The following is a 20,141-nucleotide window of genomic DNA, read 5'->3' on the forward strand; positions in this document are numbered from 1 at the left end:
CCGCAACGCTCTGGATGCTGCCCGCGCTGCCGCTGGCCGGCGCCGTCGTGCTGCTGCTGATCGGGCGCTACAGCGATAAGTGGGGGCATCTGCTCGGCTGTGCCACCGCGCTGGCCTCGTTCGGCTTCGCCGTCGTCGCGTTCTTCCACATGCTCGACCGTGATGATGCTGCCCGCGCAATCCACAAGGATTTTTTCAGCTGGGTGCCGGTCGACGGGTTACAGGTGGACTTCAGCCTCCAATTGGACCAGCTGTCGGTGTGTTTCGCGCTGCTGATCACCGGCGTCGGATCGCTGATCCACATCTATTCCGTCGGCTATATGAACCACGATCCGGGACGGCGGCGGTTCTTCGCCTACCTGAATCTGTTCCTGGCGGCGATGCTGCTGCTGGTGCTGGCGGACAACTACCTGGTGCTGTATCTCGGCTGGGAGGGCGTCGGTCTGGCCTCCTATCTGCTGATCGGTTTCTGGTACCACAAGCCGACCGCGGCAACCGCGGCCAAGAAGGCGTTCGTGGTCAACCGGGTCGGCGATATGGGGCTGGCCATCGCCATGTTCACCATGTTCGCGACCTTCGGCTCGATCGACTTCGGCTCGGTGTTCGCGACCGCGCCGCAGGCGGGCGAGGGCACGCTGACAGCGATCGGGTTACTGCTGCTGCTGGCCGCGTGCGGTAAGTCCGCGCAGGTACCGCTGCAGTCCTGGCTCGGTGACGCGATGGAGGGTCCGACACCGGTCTCCGCGCTCATCCACGCGGCCACCATGGTGACGGCGGGTGTGTATCTGATCGCGCGCTCCGGGCCGATCTTCGATCTCGCGCCCAATGCACGGCTCGGTGTGGTGCTGGTGGGTGCGGTGACGCTGCTGTTCGGTGCGATCGTCGGTTGCGCGAAGGACGACATCAAGAAGGCGCTTGCGGCGTCCACCATGAGCCAGATCGGTTATATGGTGCTGGCCGCAGGCCTCGGCCCGGCCGGATACGCGGTCGCCATCATGCATCTGCTCACCCATGGCTTCTTCAAGGCCGGGCTGTTCCTCGGGGCCGGATCGGTCATGCACGCGATGGATGACGAGACCGACATGCGCCGCTACGGCGGACTGCGCAAACTGCTGCCGGTCACCTACGTCACCTTCGGGCTCGGCTATCTGGCGATCATCGGAGTGCCGCCGTTCGCCGGATTCTTCTCCAAAGATCGGATCATCGAGGCAGCGTTCAACCAAGGCGGCGCAAGCGGTTTGGCACTGGGTGCGGTGACACTGTTCGGTGCCGGGCTGACCGCGTTCTACATGACGCGCGTGATGATGATGACGTTCTTCGGCGAGCCTCGCTGGCCCGAACACTTACGCGGCTCCGCCGCGGGGGCCGATACCCATCCGCACGAGGCACCCGCGGTGATGACCGGCCCGATGATTCTGCTCGCGATCGGTTCGGTGGCGGCGGGTGGACTGTTCGTCTTCGGGTCGTCGCTGCAGAACTGGCTCGAACCTGTGGTCGGGGCGCATCACGGCGAGGAGGTCGTGCCCGCGGGCGTGGTGACCGCCTTGGCGCTGCTCGTGGTCGCTGTCGGAATCGGCTTCGCCTACAACCAGTTCGCGCAGCGTGAGATTCCCGAGACCGCACCGGAAGCGGTGTCGGCGTTGACGATCGCGGCTCGCAAGGATCTCTACGGCGACGCGGTCAACGAGGGCGTATTCATGCGTCCCGGTGCGTATCTGACCCGGTCGCTGGTCTTCCTCGACAATCGCGGCATCGACGGCATCGTCAACGGGACTGCCGCGCTGATCGGCGGACTGTCCGGGCGAATCCGGAAGGTGCAGTCCGGCTTCGTCCGGTCGTATGCCCTGTCCATGTTCACCGGCGCGGCACTGGTGGCCGCCGCCCTGCTGGCAGTGAGGCTCTGGTGAGTGACTTTCCCTGGTTGACCACGCTGTGGTTATTGCCGGTTGTCGGCGCGGTGGCGGTGCTGTTGTTGCCCGCGTCGCAGCGCACCCTGGCGCGCGTGCTGGCATTCGGTGTCGCATTGGCGGTGCTGGTGCTCGGCATCGTATTGGCCGTGCGGTTCGAACCCGGTGGGGCGCAATATCAGTTCGTCGAATCGCACGAGTGGATTCCGGCCTTCGGCGCGGGTTACACCCTCGGGTTGGACGGGATCGCGCTGGTGCTGGTGCTGCTCACCGCGGCGCTGGTACCGCTGCTGATCCTGGCCGGGTGGAACGATGAGCGCGAGGTCGGCAGCGGGCGTCGGGTGTCGCACACCTACGTCGCGTTGACATTGCTCGTCGAGGCGATGGTGCTGATTTCCTTTGTCTCACTCGACATTCTGCTGTTCTACGTGTTCTTCGAGGCGATGCTCGTTCCGATGTACTTCCTCATCGGCGGATTCGGGCCGCGCAGTGCCGATCTGGCGCATCGTCAGCAGCGCTCGCGGGCGGCGGTGAAATTCCTGCTGTACAACCTGTTCGGCGGTCTGATCATGTTGGCCGCGGTGATCGGGTTGTATGTGCTCACCGCACGGCAGGGCCTCGGATCCGGAACGTCGGGCACCTTCGATTTCCGCACCGTGGTGGCGGCAGCCAATGCCGGACAGCTCGGCGCCGGTCCGGCGGTGCTGAATGCACTGTTCCTCGGGTTCATGTTCGCCTTCGCGGTGAAGGCGCCGCTGTGGCCGTTGCACACCTGGCTGCCGGATGCGGCGGTGGCGGCGACGCCGTCGAGTGCGGTGTTGATGATGGCGGTGGTCGACAAGGTCGGCACCTTCGGCATGTTGCGCTACTGCCTGCTGCTGTTCCCGGATGCCTCGGGAACCTATGCGCCCCTGGTGATCACGCTCGCGGTGATCGGCATCATCTACGGCGCGCTGCTGGCCATCGGACAGACCGATGTGATGCGGCTGATCGCCTACACCTCGATTTCGCACTTCGGATTCATCATTCTCGGCATCTTCGCGATGACCAGTCAGGGGCAGACCGGGGCCACGCTCTACATGGTCAATCACGGCATCTCGACCGCGGCACTGTTCCTGATCGCGGGATTCCTGGTGTCGCGCAGGGGCACTCGGGCCATCGCCGCCTATGGCGGGGTGCAGAAGGTGGCGCCGGTGCTGGCGGGCACCTTCTTCATCGCCGGTCTCGCCACCCTGTCGCTGCCGGGCCTGGCGCCGTTCATCAGCGAATTCCTGGTGCTGCTCGGCACATTCAACCGGTACGGATTCGCGGCGGTGATCGCGACCGGTGCGCTGGTGCTGGCCGCGCTGTATGTGCTGTGGATGTACCAGCGGATGATGACCGGGCCGGTCAAGGAGGGCAACGAGCGGCTCTATGATCTGGTGCCGCGCGAGTTGGCGGTGGTGGTGCCGTTGATCGCGGCGCTGCTGTTCCTCGGCATCTATCCGAAACCGGTGCTGGACTTCATCAATCCCGCGGTGGGTCAGACGCTCACCACCATCGGCGTCCATGATCCCGCGCCGAAGACGCCCGCGATCCCCGCAGCGGGGGCCGATCACGGAGGTGCCCACAAATGAGCAGTCTGCTCGCGGCAAGTATGCCCGCGCCGAGCATCGAATACGCCAAGTTGTCACCGATGCTGATCGTGTTCGGCGTGGCGGTGGTCGGGGTGCTCGTCGAGGCGTTCGCGCCGCGCCGCCACCGGTACGCCATCCAGGTGCCCCTCGGGCTGGCCGGGTTGGTGGCGGCGCTGGTTGCGGTGCTGCGGTTGTTCGGGACCGAGGCGACCGTGATGGTCGGTGCGGTGGCGATCGACGGTGTGACGCTGTTCCTGCAGGGCACGATCCTCGTCGTGTCGATTCTGGCGCTGCTGTTCATGGCCGAACGCGGTGCCGAGCCGCGGCCGCAGGTGCGTTCCGGTCCCGGGACATGGAGTGTTGCCGCGGCCGCTGTCGGCCGTGGCGTGGACGCGTTCACCCCGCAGGCCTCCGCGGTGCCCGGTAGTGCGGGTGAAATCGCCGCGGTCCGTGCGGGTGTCGCGACCACCGAGGTGTTCCCGCTGACCATGCTCGCGATCGGTGGCCTGCTGCTGTTCCCGGCCTCGAACGATCTGCTGACCATGTTCGTGGCGTTGGAGGTGTTGTCGCTGCCGCTGTATCTGCTGTGTGGGCTGGCGCGCCGCAATCGGTTGCTCTCGCAGGAAGCGGCGCTGAAATACTTTCTGCTCGGGTCGTTTTCGTCCGCGTTCTTCCTCTATGGCGTTGCGCTGCTGTACGGGCAGGCAGGGACGGTCAAGCTCGGTGGGATCGCCGATGCGATAACCCAGCATCCGCAGAACACCACCCTGGCGTTGCTCGGTGTGGCGATGCTGGCGGTGGGGCTGCTGTTCAAGATCGGCGCGGTGCCGTTCCAGTCGTGGGTGCCCGATGTGTATCAGGGTGCGCCCAGTTCGGTTACCGGGTTCATGGCCGCGGCGACGAAGATCGCCGCTGTCGGTGCGCTGTTGCGGGTGCTGCAGATCGCCGTGCCCGGTCTGCGTGACGACTGGCGTCCGGTGCTCGCCGCCATTGCCATCGCGACCATGGTGATCGGCGCGGTCATGGCGATCACCCAGACCGACGTCAAACGCATGCTCGCCTACTCTTCGGTCGCGCATGCCGGATTCATCCTCACCGGTCTCGCTGCGGCGAATGAGGCTGGTACCTCGGCGATCCTGTTCTATCTGCTGGCGTACGGGCTGGGCACACTCGGTGCGTTCGCGGTCGTCAGCCTGGTCCGCGACGCCGCCGGTGACGAGGCGACCGCCATGTCCCAGTGGGCCGGCCTCGGCCGCCGCTCCCCCTGGCTGGCAACGGTTTTCGCCCTGTTCCTGCTCTCGTTCGCGGGCCTGCCCCTCACCGGCGGCTTCGTCGCCAAGTTCGCGGTCTTCCAGGCCGCGGCCTCCGGCGGCGCCACCTACCTGGTGATCGTCGGTGTCATCTCCAGCGCCATCGCCGCCTTCTTCTACATCCGCGTCATCGTCCTGATGTTCTTCACCGACCCACCCACCGCCGCCCCGACCGTCGCGGCACCATTCCTCACCACCACAGTCGTCGCATTCACCGCGGGCGCCACCGTCCTGCTCGGCATCATCCCGCAAATGCTGCTCGACTTGTCCGACCGCGCATCGACTTTCGTCCGCTGAGTCCCTCACGACACCGCCGCACTCCATTCGGGTGCGGCGGTGTCGCGTTTCAGGATGTGCCCGTGTCGCGCGTGGCAGCGTAGAGGAGCATGTCACGTCGCGTGCCGCCGATCTCCTGGTAGCTGTGCAGCAGGCCTTCGCGGAGGTAGCCGCCGGATTCCGCGACGCGGATCGAGCCGGTATTCCATGGCTCGATATAGAGCTCGACGCGGTGCAGAGTTGGGATGGTCCAGGCAAAAGTTGTCAGGGCTTGTAGTGCGGCCCCAGCGAATCCGCGGCCGCGATGTGCCGGAGAGACCGAATAGCCCGCTGCCGCTCGACCCTTCGCCAGGTTTTGCAGCCAAAGGCCGATCCCGCCCACAGCGTTGCCGGTTTCTGCGTCAGCTATAGCGAAGGAGAAACCGATTCCTTCGGCGTGCCTGCCGCGTTGACGGTGCACCCAGTTCAGTGCCTCGGTGGCGTTCGGGAAAGCGGGCAAGCTCCCGATCAACGGGATGTACGGGTCCGCGCCCATCTCGATCGCGAGGTGGGTGTCGGCTTCGGTGTACTCCCGCAGGATGATCGGGCCGCTGGTCGGTGGCGTGTTGGGCCAAGGTGGTAGCTGCTGTGTCATGTGTCCCCCTGGCGGATCAGTGCAGGTATGAGGCTCCGTTGACGTTCAGGACTGCGCCGGAGCTCCATGTTGCTTCCGGCGAGGCGAGATAGCGGACGGCGGAGGCGATTTCCTCTGGTTGGGCGACGCGGTCGAAGGGGCTCTGAGCGCGGACCTCGTCGGTGACGCGGGACGCGACGCGTTCGGTCGCTACGAATCCCGGTGCCACCGAGGCAACCGCGATTCCGTAGGGAGCCAAATACACCGCGAGCGATTGGCCGAGCGCGTGGACGGCTGCCTTCGAGGCACCGTAGGCGGGATAGTCGGGTTCGCCGCGGAATGCGCCGCGGGAGCCGATATTGATGATGCGGCCGGGGATCTCGTTATCGATCATGTGACGGGCGGCGCAGTAGGAGACATTGGCCGTGCCGAAAAGGTTGACATCCATGGTCTTGCGCCACACCTGCTGCCATTCCGCGTACGAGGATTTCGCGAGGGGATGCGGAAGGTTCACCGCCGCATTGTTGACCAGCACGTGCACGGTCCCGAGTCCCTCGACCGCAGCCGTGACGATCGCTTCGGCCGTTTCCGGCGAAGCGATATCGCCTTCGACGAGAAGATGCCCGTCACCCGGTAACCGCCGCAACGTCTCCTCGGCATCGGCTCGCCCGGAGGAGTAATGCACCGCCACCCGGTCGCCGTTCTCGGCGAATGCCACCGCAACCGCCCGCCCGATCCCCCGCGAAGCACCCGTCACCAACACACCACGACTCATCCCTTCACCCTGCCACGAACATTTGGCTGCTCTCACGTTTGGGGCGAGGTATCGGAACGTGCTCGGAGCCGGATGAGCTTGCGTCCGGCTCCGATCGTGCTCAGTTGCCGTACTGTTCGGTTTCGGGCCGTTCGATCATGATCCCGTGAGCCGGTTCCTCGGCCACCGGCCGATGCTCGACTCCGCGCGGAACGACGAAAATCTCACCGGCACCGAGCGTCACCGGCTCGCGATCCTGCAATTCGATGCGGAAAGTGCCGTTCCAGCACAGAAACAGCTCGTCCTCGTCGTGGTGGTGCCAGGGGAATGCCCCGTGGAAGCGGGCGATGCGGACCACGGCGTCGTTGGCCATGGCCAGGTCCCGCGGCTGCCATGGTCCGGTCAGGTCGTCGATGACATCGGTGATGGAGATCTTGCTCATGGCTTCATCCTCGCGACGACAGGGTCGCGCACCTAGAGCCAATCGGGCAGAATTGGTTTGCGTATGGAGCCAATTGAACTTGCCGACCGGCTCGGCCGCTGGTCCGCCGACCGCGGGCCGCTCTATTTGCTGTTGGCCGGGCGATTGCGGACGCTGATCGATGACGGTGAACTGCGGCCGGGAATGCCGTTGCCGCCCGACCGCGCGCTCGCGAAAGTACTTGCGGTAGGGCGCAGTACGGTCGTGGCCGCCTATGACCTGCTCAGTGTGGAGGGCCGGGTGGTGCGGCGGCAGGGTAGCGGCACCCGGGTCGCGGGACCCGCAGCAGTTCCGGCGCGCGATACCACCCATTCTCCGGCCTTCCTGCAACTGCTCGAACCGGACGCCGATGTCATCGCGCTCGCCTGTGCCGCCCCTGCGACACCGCCGCCCGAGGTGGCCCAGGCGTATCGGCACATCGTGCCCGAACTCGCTGCGGTCGAGGGCGATATAGGTTATCGGCCGACCGGACATCCGCGGTTGCGCAACGCGATCGCCGATCGATACCGGGCACGTGGCGTACCGACCGATCCGGAACAGATTCTCGTCACCGGTGGCGGGCAGCAGGCGCTGTCGTTGCTCGCCCGCGCACTGCTCCGGTCCGGCGACCGGATACTGGTGGAGGCGCCGACGTATCCCGGTGCGCTGGAGGCGTTTCGGGAGGTCGCGGCGATACCGCAGACAGGTCCGGTGGGTCTCGGCGCGGTGACCCCGGCGGCGCTCGCGTACGTCGTGGCGACCTACCAGAATCCCACGGGTGCGGTGCTTCCCGCGCTGGCCCGGCGGAGACTGGTCGAGTCGGCGAGAACGGCCGGGGTGCAGCTGATCGACGACGAGGTGCTGACCGATCTCGGATTTCCGGGCACCGATCCACCACCGCCGCCGCTGGCAGCCCTGGACGAGTCCGTGATATCCATCGGTTCGCTCAGCAAGGTCGTCTGGGGCGGACTGCGTGTCGGCTGGGTGCGTGCACCGATCCCGGTCATCGCCCGGTTGGCCCGGCTGCGCGCCGTGCACGATCTCGGCGGCAACATCCCAGCGCAGTTGGCCGCCGCCTGGCTGCTTCGTGACCTCGATCGGTTGCGCGAGCGAATCACGCAGCAGCGCAAGGAAAGCCACGACGTTCTGGTGACCGAGCTGAGCGAGCGCCTGCCGGAATGGGAGGTCCCCCCGGTGTCCGGCGGCCAGACACTGTGGATCCGGCTATCCCGCGGGGATGGCACCTCGTTCGCCCAGCGCGCCCTGCGACACGGCGTGGCGATCCTGCCCGGCGCCGGTCTCGACGCCTCTGGCGGCAGCATCGATTACGTCCGAATCAGCTTTGTCGCCGATCCCGACAGCCTGCGCGAGGCCACACGCCGCTTAGCTGAGGCATGGCGGACCTACGAACCTCCTCCCCAGCCCGCCCCGGCATCACCGACACTGGCTGTTTAGCATGCCCGGCCCGAGACGTGAGACACGGTCTCGGCGTGGAAACATCACTATGCGTGAGAGATGCGGTGCGGTCGTTCTAAGCAGCACCTCCGAGTACCGCACGCAACCGGACGGCGAAACCGATTGGGTCCTCGACGAATCCGGTGTGTCCGCCGGGGAATATGGTCGGAGTCACCCCGATGGCTTCGCCGAGTGCCCGCGACGTGCGGTCGCAATGCTGGCCGGTCGATTCGGAGCCGATGCCGATTACGATTCGGGCCGGAGTCGATTGCAGCACAGCGATATTCGGCTCCCACGTGATGGTGCCGCGCAGCTCGTGATCGAACCAGTAGCGTTCGCTGGCCATTTGGCGCGGGGCGCGTTCACCGCCGAACACCTGCTGTAGCACCGGTTCGGGCATCATGATGTTCGCGTTGGCCATGAACTTGCGCCATGCGCCGAGCACATCCCCGCTGCGGTAGGTGGCGATCACGTCTTCGGTTCCGGCGCGCACCTGGTCGCGATCGTCCAGGAGTTCACCCAGCGGCGGTTCGTGGGCGATCACGGTGGTGACCAGGTCCGGCTGGGATTGGGCCAGTGCCAATGCACTCACAGCGCCGCCGCTGGAGCCGAATACCACCGCGGGGCCGATGCCGAGATGAGTGATGAGGCAGGCCAGGTCGTCGGCGCGCAGCTGTGGTGTCGAGTCCTGCTCCGGATCGTCGAGCACGCTGCCCTGATGGCCGCGCGGGTCGGTGGTGAGCACGGTGCGGTCGGTGGCGAGTAGTTCCGCCAGCGGCGCGAAGGCCGCCGCATCCATCGGTGCGCCGACCAATACGACCAATGGTCCGGTGCCGCGCACCTCGTAGTGCAGTCGCGCCCCGGGCACGTCCAGGCTGTGCGTCGTGGCGGTCGAAGTCGGGATCATCAAGATCTCCTCGAACAAGTAGTCATGGATCTGCCGAGAGTGTTGACCGGCCTGGCTGCACGAATTAATCGGTCCGCCACGAACCACTTGTAAAACCTAGGGCTATTAGGTTATAAACTAGGTACCCTAGCTCAGGAAAGGAGGCGCAATGTCGCCACGCGCCGGGTTGACCGCCGAGCGGATCACACTGGCGGCGGCGGAACTCGCCGATGAGGTCGGCTTCGACAACATCACCGTCGCCGCGCTGGCCAGGAAGTTCGGCGTCAAGGACGCGAGCCTCTACTCGCACATCAAGAACCTCGAGGACCTGCGCAACCGGGTGGCCATGCTGGCAAGCGACGAGAAGACCGACCGTATTGCCGCGGCGGTGGCCGGGCGCGCCGGACGGGATGCGCTCGCGGCATTTGCCGACGAGTGGCGCCGTTACGCCCTGGAACATCCCGGCCGCTATGCCGCCACCCAGATGCCGATGGACCCCGCCGTCGCCGCCGATTGGTCCGGCGGGTGGCGCGCCATCGACCTGACCTACGGGATGCTGCGTGCCTACGGCCTCGACGAACCCGATATCACCGACGCGGTTCGCCTGTTGCGCAGCACTTTTCACGGTTATTCCAACCTGGAGGCGAGCGGTGGTTTCGGCCACGCCCGCTCGACCGCCGCTTCCTGGGACCGCATTATCGACGCCCTGCACATCACCCTCACTCATTGGCCGACCGACGAGAAAGCGAAATTGCAGTGAGATCCGAAACCCTCGCAGTATCCGGCGCCACCCTGTATTTCGAGGTGCGCGGTAGCGGCCCGGTGCTGCTCCTGCTGCCGGGCAGTGGCGGCGACGCCGGGATTTTCGACCCGATCGCCGATGCTCTCGCCGAGCACTTCACCGTCGTCGCCGCCGACCCACGCGGGTACTCGCGCAGCGCCCTGGACGCTCCCGAACCCGTGAACCAGCGGATGAATGTATTCAGCGACGACGCGCACCGTCTGCTCGAACACCTCACGCCCGTAGGCGAATTCGCCTACGTCGCCGGCGTCAGCGGTGGCGCCGTCGTCGCGCTCGACCTACTTGCCCGCCATCCGGAACGGCTGCGCCTGGTCGTCGCCCACGAACCGCCGTGCTTCGCGGTCCTGCCCGATGCGGACGTGCACCGGGCGATGGTCGAGGAGGTGGTCGAACTCGCCCGTGCCGAGGGGCCCGCCGTCGCGGGCGGGCGCTTCATGCAGGCTGTCGGCGTCACCTCGAAGCCGCTGCCCAATGCGGCCGAGGTCCCCGCCCGCACCGCCGAAATGCTCGGCCGCCTCATGGGCAACGCGTCGCTGATGTTCGCTCATGAACTGCGCGCGGTCACCGATTACCGTCCCGATACGGCCGCACTCACCGCTGTCGTGGACCGCCTGGTGCTGGCCGCGGGCCGGGAAACCCGTGGCCAACTGCCTTATCGGACCGCGGAAACCCTCGCGGCCGAGTTGGACCGACCGCTGGTCGAGTTCCCGGGTGGGCACAGTGGCGTGCGGGAAGCTCCGGCCGAATTCGCTCGTGCTCTCTTGGAGGCGCTGACGGTCACTGCTGATCGCTGACCCACACATCCGCGGCACGCCGGTGTTTCAAACGAGGCTGAACGTCACCGCCGATACCGGCAGTCCGACCGCCGACCCACCGATGAACACCCGAGGGGCCCAGCGACGCAATGGTTCCCGTTCGGTGAACAGCTTGCGCTTACCGGCTGCCATTCCGATCAGAAACATGCCGAGCGCCGGAATGCGGTTGCGGACAGGACCGATTCGGACATGATCCGAAGGTAACGGCCGCACCGCGAGCGGTCGTCCTCCCACCGGCCGATTCACACCCCGCTCGGATCCGTCTCGATCAGCTACCTCCGGCGTATTGACATCACACCAGGTCGGCGACCTCCAAATAGAGCTGCCGCTCTACGGCGATGTCGACGAGGAAGCCCTGCTGGCCGCCCGCGTTATCGGTCGCATGGAACGCCGCCACCGCGATCTCGCCGACCCGCAATCGCTGGCCGGCGAAATCTCGCTGCCCCAGGATGATCGGCTGCGCCTGGTCGAACACCAACTCGGTGACATCGACGGACAGCGGGGCGCCGAGCAGGTCGGTAACGGTGCCGGGGATGAGCCGGGCCGAGACGATTTGATCGAAGCTCGGCCGCCGCCTGATCCGGTGCGTAACGTACATTTTGCCCTCCCGGCCGAAGCACAGATGGGTCAGCAGTTCCGCACTGCGCAGGGGATGCGGATCGAGCTGTGTGAAGGACACGATGTTGCGCACGGTGGCCACGACGTCACGTGCGATCACGATGCCGCCGCGCTCCAGATGGCCGCGAATCAGGTTGCCCCGAAATACGGTTCGCGGATGATCCGCGCGCGGATCCAGGTCGGTGAGCGCGAGGTCCGCCGGTTCGAAGGCGTGGCCGCCGCGAAATCCGGTGCGTCGATCGGCGCCGAGCGCCCGACTGCCGCGCTCGTCCAACCCGATATCGAGCAGCACCTGAAAGTCGAACGGCGAGAAGAACATCGGCCGATGCGAGAAATAACAGTCGGTGCCGGTCCCGAAGACCACCATCCCGTGTGTCCCGACCGTTGGCGCCGACCTATATGGACCCGCATACCTGGCCGTATATCTCGCCGTCCTGGTGAACATCCCGCTCATGAGGACGCTCCTTTCTTCTTCCCCTCCCCTAGCCTGGCCCGAGTACATCCCCGTGCCACGAGTGTCCGGCTACTCGAATCCCCGACCCCCGCTACTCGGCCTCCCCGATCCGATATGCCCGCTTTTGCTCCACGATCCTCCGATCGCGCCGCCTCGGCAATCGGTCATGACCTGGACATATGGGTCGCCGGTAGATGCCCTGGCAAAAAGGCACCGCAATACCAGCTCAGCAGCGGGGCAATCGGCGGCCGTGGGTCTGCGGATAGGCCCGGTGCCGCGGCTGCGACGTCAGTTGTACGACTTGGTGACGCTGTCGATCAGGTGTTCGAGGGTGTCGATCGTGGGCGTGTCGATCACATCGATCACGTCGCCGGGCACCGGGACGTGGGTGTCGGCGGTGACCTTGGCGAATTGGCTGGGGTCGCTGGCGCGGAAACCGTGTTCGGCGGCGAGGCGCTGCAGGTCCGGGTCGGTGGTCAGCAGGCGGCCGATGCGATCGCCGGGCGTGGTGAGGGGCACCAGGGTGTGCTGGGAGACCACGGTCGGGGACGGGTAGGTCAGCATCATGCCGGGTTTGATCTGGCCGCGGACGGTCGCCTCGACGAACTGGGCCTCGTAGATCCAGACCATGGGTGTCGGGCCCATACCCGCCGCAAGGTACTCGCGGAACGGGCCGTCGGTGGAGTTCTCGGTGTAGCCCTGGCGCACGAACAGCCGCGACACCGTGGGCAGCACGGCCTGCTCGGCGGCCGGGCCCTGCACGATGGTGTTGTCATTGGCGACGTGGCTGGCGATGGCCAGGTACATGGCGGCGGAGTTGGAGGTACGCGGGTCCGTCGTGGAGACCAGGATGTTCTTGTGCACCGGGTAGACCGTGTTGTCGCGGAGTTTGTCCCATTCGACATCGTTGCGCACGAGTTCGAGGTACCGGGCCATATCGAAGGTCGGGACCGGCCCCGGACGCACTACGCCCGCCGCGGTCAGCAGATCGGCGATGGGCTGGAAGGTCGCGATCGCCATGGGCGAGGAGAACGGCGTGTACTTCGTGCTGATATTGCGCACACGCTGAATCCGTTCCGCCGCAGGCGCACTCGACGGAAACGCGAAGTCGTACTTCCCGAGATCGATGGAGGTCGCGATCTGCCGCGACCCGGCCGGATCGACCTCCGCCTTGACCCCCTTGCGGGCCAAGGCTTCCACGACGCGCAGGTCTTCGAAGAACGCCATCTTCTCCGAGCCGACGACACCGTGCACCGTGGTCAGCGCTGCTGTCGCGCTGGCCGGAGCGGGCTGGTCGGGCTGCCGCACGGCCAACGCGGCCACCAGTGCGATGACGACGACCACAACCGCCGCCGCGAGTGCCATGAGCCGCTTGTCGGCGACCAGCTTGCCGCCGGACGCCACGATTCGGCTCATCCCCCGCGCCGGATCGGGCTGCTGAAGCGGGTTCGGTTGCGCGGCAACGCTTTCGGACTCGGCCTCTTTTGTCGATGACTCCAGTTCCCGGCGCGCGATCCGCTCGATCAGAATCGGGACGAATTCTCGCACCGGATGGCCTTCGAATCGCTGCCGCGCCGTGCCCACCACGCTCTGGACCCGATCGACCGGGTAGTCGTCGACCAAGCGGTCGGTCAACCGCTGAATTGCCTGCTCTTCGCGGACAGTAACGACACCCACCACAGTCTCCTCGGCGTCACATCGATCTCCGGTCGCGACAGCACCCAGCCCCTGCCCGCGCCGCCGAACCCTACCGAAATTTTCGGTCGGCATTGCACCGGCGAAACCCCCCATTGCTGGCGGGTGAATCCCATTTCGACTGTGCCCGTGCACATCCGACGTGACCGCTATCCGAAGCGTCTACCCAGGTCAGGGCAGGAAGGGCGGCCCGACCGCCAGCTCGTCGATGGTCCGGGTCGCCCCAGCACCGGTCTCGAACTCGCGTTGAAAGTTCAACGCGCCATTCACCTTTCGCTACCCAGCGTTGTCCGCAAGTTTCCACCCCACTCGCGCGCCGCCGCGAACCGACAAGTCGTTCCGCAACACCTTCGCGCACCCCTTCGCGCGGAAGGCACTGTGTGTCGCGCGGTGCGTCCTTATGCGCGAGGCCGGGAAGGTGTGCGCGAGCTCAGCCGGTCAGCGCGCGGCGGGTACCGGACGATACTTACTGCGCGTCAACCTGACGCGGCCGCGGGTTCACGGTGCGATCATGGACTGGATGTCGGGCAGGTTGCCGATCCGCTGGGTCGTGGGTCGGCCCGGGGCGTCGACTTGGGGCGAACCGGTTGCGCGGAGTCGAGCCCGTACCTCGGACGGTGTCTTGCGGCCGGCGGCTGCGGCGGCCAAGCCTTGGTAGCTGGCGATGGAGCCGACGACGATCGGGGATGCGCTGGAGGTTCCACTGAAAGTGTCTGTGTACCAGTAGTCTTCGTCGGCGCCGCCCTGCAGGTCGCCGTATCCGGTGGTGGTGACTTCGAGCCCCCAGCCCTGGGCATCGACGCGGGATCCGTAGTTGGAGAAGGCGAGTCGCGAGCGTGCGGGTCCGTGGTCGCGGCCGTGGAATCCGGGTGGCGGGGCGCCCGCGCCGACCAGGATGGCGCCGGAGTCGGCGGCACCGCCGCGGAACGGGTTGCGCCATGAGGTCGGGAAATCGGTGGGTCGGGTGTCGTACAGGGCGCTGTCGAGGTCTTCCGAACCGTTGCCCGCCGCGCCCACCACGATGACGCCACGTCCGATCGCGTATCGGATGGCCGCCCAGTCGTCGGGCCACCATTCGATCGCGATGTATCCGGCCTGGTCCTCTCGGTTCTGGAAGTTGTTGCGGGGTCCGGGCCGGTGCAACTCGAGCAGGATGATGTCACCCGCGCTCAGTGCGTCGGCCGCGGAGCGGATAGCTGCCGCGGAGCCCGCGTCGAATACCGAAACCGCGCGGATGGCGGCATCGGCGGCAATGCCGGTGACGCCGAAAGTGTTCACATCACCGCTGATCTCCCCGGCCACCGCGGTGCCGTGATTGCGCCAGCCCGCATCCGCCGACGGGGCACCGCCGATCACACCGCCCTGGTTCGCCAGCAGGTCTTCGTGGGTGAACCGCCACGCGCCCTCCACGTCGACGATGCGCACGCCCGCGCCGCGACCGCCGGGTCGGGTCCAGGCCCAGCGTGCGTTCACACCTTGTGGCGCGGCGTCCAGATAACCCTGTCGGGTTTCGAAATTCGGCGTGACGGGCGGCGCGTCTGCCAGCCGGCGAGCCGCGATATCGGCCAGCACGACCGGTGGCGCGATCGGCGGTTCCGCGGGCGGTTTGACGTAGGCTGCCTCGACCGCGTCATCGGCGCGCAGTCGGTCCGCGACCGCCTCGAGTTCATCGCCGACCCCGAGCACGGCGAAGTAGTTGAGGTATTCCGCGCCCACATCCTCTCGAGCGGTGCCCGCGATCCGCTGTGGCAGGCGATTGGGCGGCCCGAAGATGCGCACCGGCGCACCGCCTTCCGGCAGCAACTCGACCAGCCGCGATTGTGCCGCGAGACTCTCGCGCACCGCACGGGGATCGATACCCGCTCGGGCACCGTGGGTGACGACGATCAGTTCCGAACCACTATCGGTGCGTGCCATGACCGACAGTTAACCCGTCCCATGATCATCGCGCCAGGGCGATCCGACGCCAACTCGGATGTGCGGCAGCTCAGTTCGGCGCTGCCGGAATGCGCCTGGCCGCCGCGACCGGGTCGACCGCACCGCGTCCGCGCGCGACCGTGAGAATCTCCAGCATGCCGATCACGATCGCGCAGCCACCTGCCGCCACGCCGAGTACGTCCAGCGAATCGAACGGCAGGGCGATCATGATGAATCCCACCATCATGGTCAGCAGCCCGAATATCTCTTGCCAGCCACCCTCGGGCAACTCGTCGGCCCAGACCGACACGGTCGCCTGCACGATCCCGCGCACGGCCCAGCCGAGGCCGATCCACACCGCGAGCAGCAGGATCGAATCCGCGCTGTGCAACGCCATCACGGCCAATGCCAAAGAGGCGACACCGCTGAAGAATACAAACATTCGTAGTGCCGCCCCGAACCGCGCGCCTATCGCGATGATCAGCTGCATCGCACCGCTCAATAGTAGGTATAGGCCGAACAACAACTCCGCCATCCGCTCGGTCTTGTCCGGCCACACGGCTATCAGCACTCCGAGAACCACCGAGCCGATACCCGCGACCAATACCGCCGGCCGCACCCCGTCGGCAAGCGAACCCCCAAGACCCGCACTCTCGTTTTCGGGCATAGCTCCATAGTATGGGCCCAGGGCACGGATAACCGGATGTTTGCTTTCGAGTCGCGAGATTTCTACGTCGGCTGAGCGTGTCGCGGTGAATTGCGCCTGTGCACGAGTGCCCCGACACCGCAGGCGAGCACCGTCCCAGCCGCGAGCGTCAGCGGCACGTGTCGGGCAAGCAGGTTCTCGCGCAACGGGTCTCGCAGCAGCAGCCAGCCCGCGACGATCATCACGAATCCCTCGCAGAGCGCCGCGACCAGCGCAGCTTCGACCATCGGCCGCCACGCTCGACGGTTCCGCTCGACGAGCCAACCGCCGATGCCGAGCAGCGCACAGCCGAACCCGATGAGCGACGCACCGATCGCAGTGCCGAAATCCGCCGACGGCGCGTCGACGGTTTCGGCGCGGATGTCGTTCCAGCGCACCGCGACGACTTCATCGCGCCAAATCTCCAGTTCGACAGCTGATCCGGGTGTCGCTCCGGCGAGGATCGTGTTGTCGGAGGGGAAGTCGAGGTGCCGCTCGATGCCGGTGTCGACCTCGAGCCGGTAGGTCGCCGCCCGCGTCACTCCCCCGCGGACGACGGCATCGGTGACGCGGGCGGGGTTCAGAGCATGGTCTTCGCGCTCGTAGGCCACCCGCTCGCCCGCTGTCCGCGTCGCGTCCACGACTCCGATGGCGGTGGTCGCGAGCGCGAGCAGCCCGAATGCGAGAAGTAGCCGCGGACGGATTGCCGTCCAGGACCACCACCGCTGCTCAGGTGCGGTCATGCGCCGATCGCCAGGACCACACCGCGCACGGAGGAACCATTGCCGATCTGCCATGGCACGGTTACTCGGACGGCATCCATCCGGTCGGAAGCCGGTGTGGCGGGCTCGGGACGCAGGACCCGCTCGACCCGAACGCTTCGATCACTGCCCACGGCGATGACGGTGTGGTTCGGTGTATCGAGAGCGGAGCGGAATTCCGTTGCAGTGGCGGGGAACTCGCCGACCGAGACAACGGAGGGATCCGGTGTGTCACTCATGTTCTGCGCTTGCGGCTGCGCCCGCCCGGCCAGCAGCGCGACGATCTGAGCGATCGCCACCGGATCCCGGGTCGCGTCGCAGATCCAGCGCTGTCCGAGCACACCGTGCATCGAGGTGCCGACGAGAGCGTCACCGGCACCGTCGAGCGGTGCGTCGCGATAAGTGAGCGGCACGTGGTAGGTGATCGGTTCCGGTCCAGCGCTGTCGTTCACGAGCACGAATTCGATGCCGACCGCACCCGCCGGATCGTCGAGCCGGAAACCCCCGGCCTTGCTCAGCTCCGGCGCACGCCCGCCGTCTCGATACCACGGCCGAGTCGGCAACCAGGCGGTAAGCAGTTCGAGCTTGCTGGGCGACATGGTCGTACGGTGAATAACAGCCATGGGGCACCCTATCCTTCAACGGCGAGTGGAGATTTCATGCGGCTTGGAGTTGGTACGCGACGCGGCACCAACGCGACAGCCCAGCGAAACTCCGCTCCAACGCGCGACCACGGAATGGCAAAGGCGACAAGGATCCGTCCGCGACACCCTCCGGGAGGCAGCGGCCAAGTCCGGAGCGCGTCCGATAGCGACCGGCGAGCGCGCGGGTGGTCGTTCAGCAGCCAGGGCGCCCCCAGAGCGGTGACGGCCAGATGCAGATCCCTGAACTCAGCGCGGTTGCGAGTGTCGGGAATGTGGCGCCGACTCCGTCCTAGGGACATCAGCGGCCACGATGTGCTGCGCGACAGAGAAGAACCAGCATGATCGAACGAATGAGAGGAATAACCATGCAACCGAACGAGATCACCGAAGTTCTGAACCGACCGATCAGCCGAGAACTGTTGGCTCGCGACCTGACCCGCTTGGCCTACGTCGCCAAGGACGGCACACCCCGCAATGTCCCGATCGCATTCACCTGGAATGGCTCGGAGATCGTCATGTGCACCACGAAGAACGCCCCGAAGCTCCCGGCCCTGCGCAAGAACCCGATGGTTGCCATGACGATCGACACCGAGGTGCACCCGCCCAAGATCTTGCTCGTCCGAGGTCGGGCCGAGCTGGACGTCGTCGATGGCATCCCGGACGAGTATCTCCAGATGAACGGCACCTACGAGATGACACCCGAGCAACGGGTTCACTGGGAGGCGGAAGTGCGTTCGCTCTACGACGGCATGGTCCGGATCGTCGTGACCCCGACGTGGGCGAAGCTGATCGACTTCGAGACGACTCTGCCGAGCGCGGTCGAGGAGCTGGTCCGGCAGCGGGACGAGCGTCAACTCGCCTGAGCGAAGTCCGCCAGAAAATTTCGCGGTGGATGTCGAGAATCCGCCCGCCGCTCCGTCCCCGAAATGAACACGGCCAGAATGGGCCGTACCGTACCAAGGAGAACACGATGGCCAAATACGAACGCGACCACCTCACGCGACAGGCCACACGGCTCAACGCGCAGCTGCGCAGTTGAGCGGGGCGTATGAGAGGTGAACCCGAACACCTGTCGATCCGAATCAGCACCCGGACAAGGGGTATCCGGTCCTGACAACGGGTGCCCGCTTGATTGCCCCTATCCGGGAGCGCTGTCGGACGCCGATCCGGTTCGGCTCTGGCGGGATTCGGCGACCATTTGGTCGAGCTGGCGTTCGGCGCGTTCGGCGCGGGCCAAGGTTTGGGCGCGGGCGTCGTCCAGCGTGGCCAACCGTTCGGCGGCTTCGCGTCTTGCATGCTCGAGTGCGGCCGCCGATTCGGCGCGCACCGCAGCGACCTCTGCACTTGCCGCGCGGCGCACCTCGACGAGTTCACTGCGCGTGCGATCCAGTTCCTCGCGCAGTCGGTTCAGCTCCTCGCGCGCCTCCGTGACTGCCTGATTGCGTTCGGCCACGGCCTGTTCGGCGCGTTCGATGGCACGTTCGGCATCAGCGGCGCGCTGCACCGCAAGATCGCGTTCGGCCCCGGCCGCGGTGATCTGTTGGGCGGACTCGCGGCGGATTTGTTCGATTTCCGTCGTCGCCTTCCGTCGCGCCAGTTCCACATCCTCGGTGGCCTGCTGCCGCGCGCGCTCCACATCGTCGGCCGCTTCGTGGCGGATGGTGCGGATTTCGGCATCGGCCTCGCTACGTGCCGCGAAGACATCGTCGGCGGCCTGTTTGGTGACCCGTACGACCTCACGCAACGCATCCGACCGCGCCGTATCCGCTTCGGCCACCAGTGATTCCGCGTGTTCGGCCGCGCCGGCCGCATCGTCGGCGGCCGATTCCGCGGCCGCGCGCGCATCCTCCGCTTCGCGTCGCGCCTGATCCGCGGCCACCGTGGCGACCTCAGCCTCGGCGATGCGCCGTGCCGCATCCGCCTGCACGGCCTGAACCTGCGCCTCGGCGACCGCCGGATCGGCAAGGGTGGACAGCTCGGCCACCGCCGCATTCAGCGTGTTCCCCAATTGATCGGCCAGTCCACGGAATTGCGTGAGCAGCTCATCCGCGCGCAACCGAGCCACCGTCACCGGACCCTGTTGCGTCACAGTGACGGCAGCTGCCGGTGCCTGTGACTCCTGTTGCTGCCGTTGCCGTTCTCGCCAAGCGCGCCACCGGGTGTGCTCCGGGTGATCACAGTATTCCGAGGGCCGCCCCGGCCCGCCGCCGCGCGTAATCGGTCGAGCACATCCGGGGTAGTTGCAAACGTTGGACACCGTAGAATCGTAGCGTTGGTTTCGTCGAATCCAACGTATTGACACGAAACGAAATCCGTGTCGCCCCAAGTCCTTCGAACCGCCAACCTACGGATCTGACCGCCGATAAGTGAACATTATCGGGGGTCAGACCTCTCTCGACCCTTGCGATCCGCCTGCAAGAGTTCCGTTTTCGTTTGGTTTGTACTCACGAAACGAATCACCAACGGAACCGGC

The 20,141-nt window shown here is 66.4% G+C and carries 19 protein-coding genes; 7 read left to right on the plus strand and 12 right to left on the minus strand.

Annotation, left to right across the window (positions count from 1 at the left end):
• Positions 1 to 14 precede the first annotated feature (14 nt).
• Genes nuoL through nuoN form a run of 3 tightly spaced genes read left to right on the plus strand, consistent with a single transcriptional unit; the run spans position 15 to position 5,130 of the window.
• Complete coding sequence (nuoL, locus tag OIE68_RS11450; protein WP_327101638.1) at positions 15 to 1,907, plus strand: NADH-quinone oxidoreductase subunit L; 1,893 nt, start codon at positions 15 to 17, stop codon at positions 1,905 to 1,907.
• Entirely contained in the window at positions 1,904 to 3,523 is a 1,620-nt protein-coding gene (locus OIE68_RS11455; protein WP_327099357.1) for an NADH-quinone oxidoreductase subunit M, read from the plus strand. Before nuoL ends, OIE68_RS11455 begins: the two co-directional genes overlap by 4 nt.
• A complete protein-coding gene (gene nuoN / locus OIE68_RS11460) occupies positions 3,520 to 5,130 on the plus strand; it encodes an NADH-quinone oxidoreductase subunit NuoN (protein WP_327099358.1) in 1,611 nt (536 codons plus the stop codon). The genes OIE68_RS11455 and nuoN overlap by 4 nt, the downstream gene beginning before the upstream one ends.
• Positions 5,131 to 5,179: 49 nt before the next feature.
• Here nuoN and OIE68_RS11465 read toward each other — a convergent pair whose 3' ends face one another.
• From OIE68_RS11465 to OIE68_RS11475, 3 genes are all read right to left on the minus strand, one after another.
• Positions 5,180 to 5,743 (minus strand): GNAT family protein, encoded by a 564-nt coding sequence (locus OIE68_RS11465; RefSeq protein ID WP_327099359.1) that lies wholly within the window; start codon positions 5,741 to 5,743, stop codon positions 5,180 to 5,182.
• A gap of 16 nt (positions 5,744 to 5,759) precedes the next feature.
• On the minus strand, positions 5,760 to 6,497 hold the full coding sequence (locus OIE68_RS11470; protein WP_327099360.1) for an SDR family oxidoreductase: 738 nt from the start codon (positions 6,495 to 6,497) through the stop codon (positions 5,760 to 5,762).
• 100 nt (positions 6,498 to 6,597) lie between these two features.
• On the minus strand, positions 6,598 to 6,918 hold the full coding sequence (locus OIE68_RS11475; protein ID WP_327099361.1) for a cupin domain-containing protein: 321 nt from the start codon (positions 6,916 to 6,918) through the stop codon (positions 6,598 to 6,600).
• Positions 6,919 to 6,981: 63 nt separating this feature from the next.
• Here OIE68_RS11475 and OIE68_RS11480 point away from each other — a divergent pair, with 63 nt between their 5' ends.
• Positions 6,982 to 8,391, plus strand: a complete 1,410-nt coding sequence (locus tag OIE68_RS11480) for a PLP-dependent aminotransferase family protein (RefSeq protein ID WP_327099362.1) — start codon at positions 6,982 to 6,984, stop codon at positions 8,389 to 8,391.
• Positions 8,392 to 8,467: 76 nt separating this feature from the next.
• Here OIE68_RS11480 and OIE68_RS11485 read toward each other — a convergent pair whose 3' ends face one another.
• Positions 8,468 to 9,298, minus strand: coding sequence for an alpha/beta hydrolase (locus OIE68_RS11485; RefSeq protein WP_327099363.1), 831 nt, complete (start codon positions 9,296 to 9,298; stop codon positions 8,468 to 8,470).
• 148 nt (positions 9,299 to 9,446) lie between these two features.
• On the opposite strand from OIE68_RS11485, the gene OIE68_RS11490 reads away from it, so the two are divergent.
• Together OIE68_RS11490 and OIE68_RS11495 are read left to right on the plus strand one after the other, a co-directional pair.
• Entirely contained in the window at positions 9,447 to 10,037 is a 591-nt protein-coding gene (locus OIE68_RS11490; protein ID WP_327099364.1) for a TetR/AcrR family transcriptional regulator, read from the plus strand.
• Positions 10,034 to 10,873, plus strand: coding sequence for an alpha/beta hydrolase (locus tag OIE68_RS11495; RefSeq protein ID WP_327099365.1), 840 nt, complete (start codon positions 10,034 to 10,036; stop codon positions 10,871 to 10,873). The genes OIE68_RS11490 and OIE68_RS11495 overlap by 4 nt, the downstream gene beginning before the upstream one ends.
• Positions 10,874 to 10,900: 27 nt before the next feature.
• On the opposite strand, the gene OIE68_RS11500 is transcribed toward OIE68_RS11495, so the two are convergent.
• From OIE68_RS11500 to OIE68_RS11530, 7 genes are all read right to left on the minus strand, one after another.
• Positions 10,901 to 11,041 (minus strand): hypothetical protein, encoded by a 141-nt coding sequence (locus OIE68_RS11500; RefSeq protein ID WP_327099366.1) that lies wholly within the window; start codon positions 11,039 to 11,041, stop codon positions 10,901 to 10,903.
• Positions 11,042 to 11,186: 145 nt separating this feature from the next.
• Positions 11,187 to 11,879 carry a hypothetical protein gene (locus tag OIE68_RS11505; RefSeq protein ID WP_327099367.1) on the minus strand — a complete coding sequence of 231 codons (693 nt, stop codon included), beginning with the start codon at positions 11,877 to 11,879 and terminating at the stop codon, positions 11,187 to 11,189.
• Between the two features lie 375 nt (positions 11,880 to 12,254).
• Complete coding sequence (locus OIE68_RS11510; protein ID WP_327099368.1) at positions 12,255 to 13,643, minus strand: three-helix bundle dimerization domain-containing protein; 1,389 nt, start codon at positions 13,641 to 13,643, stop codon at positions 12,255 to 12,257.
• 516 nt (positions 13,644 to 14,159) lie between these two features.
• Positions 14,160 to 15,578, minus strand: a complete 1,419-nt coding sequence (locus OIE68_RS11515; RefSeq protein WP_327099369.1) for a S8 family serine peptidase — start codon at positions 15,576 to 15,578, stop codon at positions 14,160 to 14,162.
• Positions 15,579 to 15,648: 70 nt separating this feature from the next.
• Positions 15,649 to 16,245: a DUF308 domain-containing protein gene (locus OIE68_RS11520; protein ID WP_327099370.1), complete on the minus strand. Its 597-nt coding sequence runs from the start codon at positions 16,243 to 16,245 to the stop codon at positions 15,649 to 15,651.
• Positions 16,246 to 16,307: 62 nt separating this feature from the next.
• Positions 16,308 to 17,006: a hypothetical protein gene (locus tag OIE68_RS11525; RefSeq protein WP_327099371.1), complete on the minus strand. Its 699-nt coding sequence runs from the start codon at positions 17,004 to 17,006 to the stop codon at positions 16,308 to 16,310.
• Positions 17,003 to 17,623, minus strand: a complete 621-nt coding sequence (locus tag OIE68_RS11530; protein WP_327099372.1) for a maltokinase N-terminal cap-like domain-containing protein — start codon at positions 17,621 to 17,623, stop codon at positions 17,003 to 17,005. Before OIE68_RS11530 ends, OIE68_RS11525 begins: the two co-directional genes overlap by 4 nt.
• Positions 17,624 to 18,033: 410 nt before the next feature.
• Between OIE68_RS11530 and OIE68_RS11535 the strand changes: the two genes are divergently transcribed.
• On the plus strand, positions 18,034 to 18,531 hold the full coding sequence (locus tag OIE68_RS11535; RefSeq protein ID WP_327099373.1) for a pyridoxamine 5'-phosphate oxidase family protein: 498 nt from the start codon (positions 18,034 to 18,036) through the stop codon (positions 18,529 to 18,531).
• Positions 18,532 to 18,806: 275 nt separating this feature from the next.
• Here the strand turns inward: OIE68_RS11535 and OIE68_RS11540 are convergent, their stop codons facing one another.
• A complete protein-coding gene (locus OIE68_RS11540) occupies positions 18,807 to 19,757 on the minus strand; it encodes a hypothetical protein (protein ID WP_327099374.1) in 951 nt (316 codons plus the stop codon).
• Positions 19,758 to 20,141 lie beyond the last annotated feature (384 nt).

Origin of the sequence: Nocardia vinacea, from assembly GCF_035920345.1 — a bacterium.
GTDB classification, from domain to species: domain Bacteria; phylum Actinomycetota; class Actinomycetes; order Mycobacteriales; family Mycobacteriaceae; genus Nocardia; species Nocardia vinacea_A.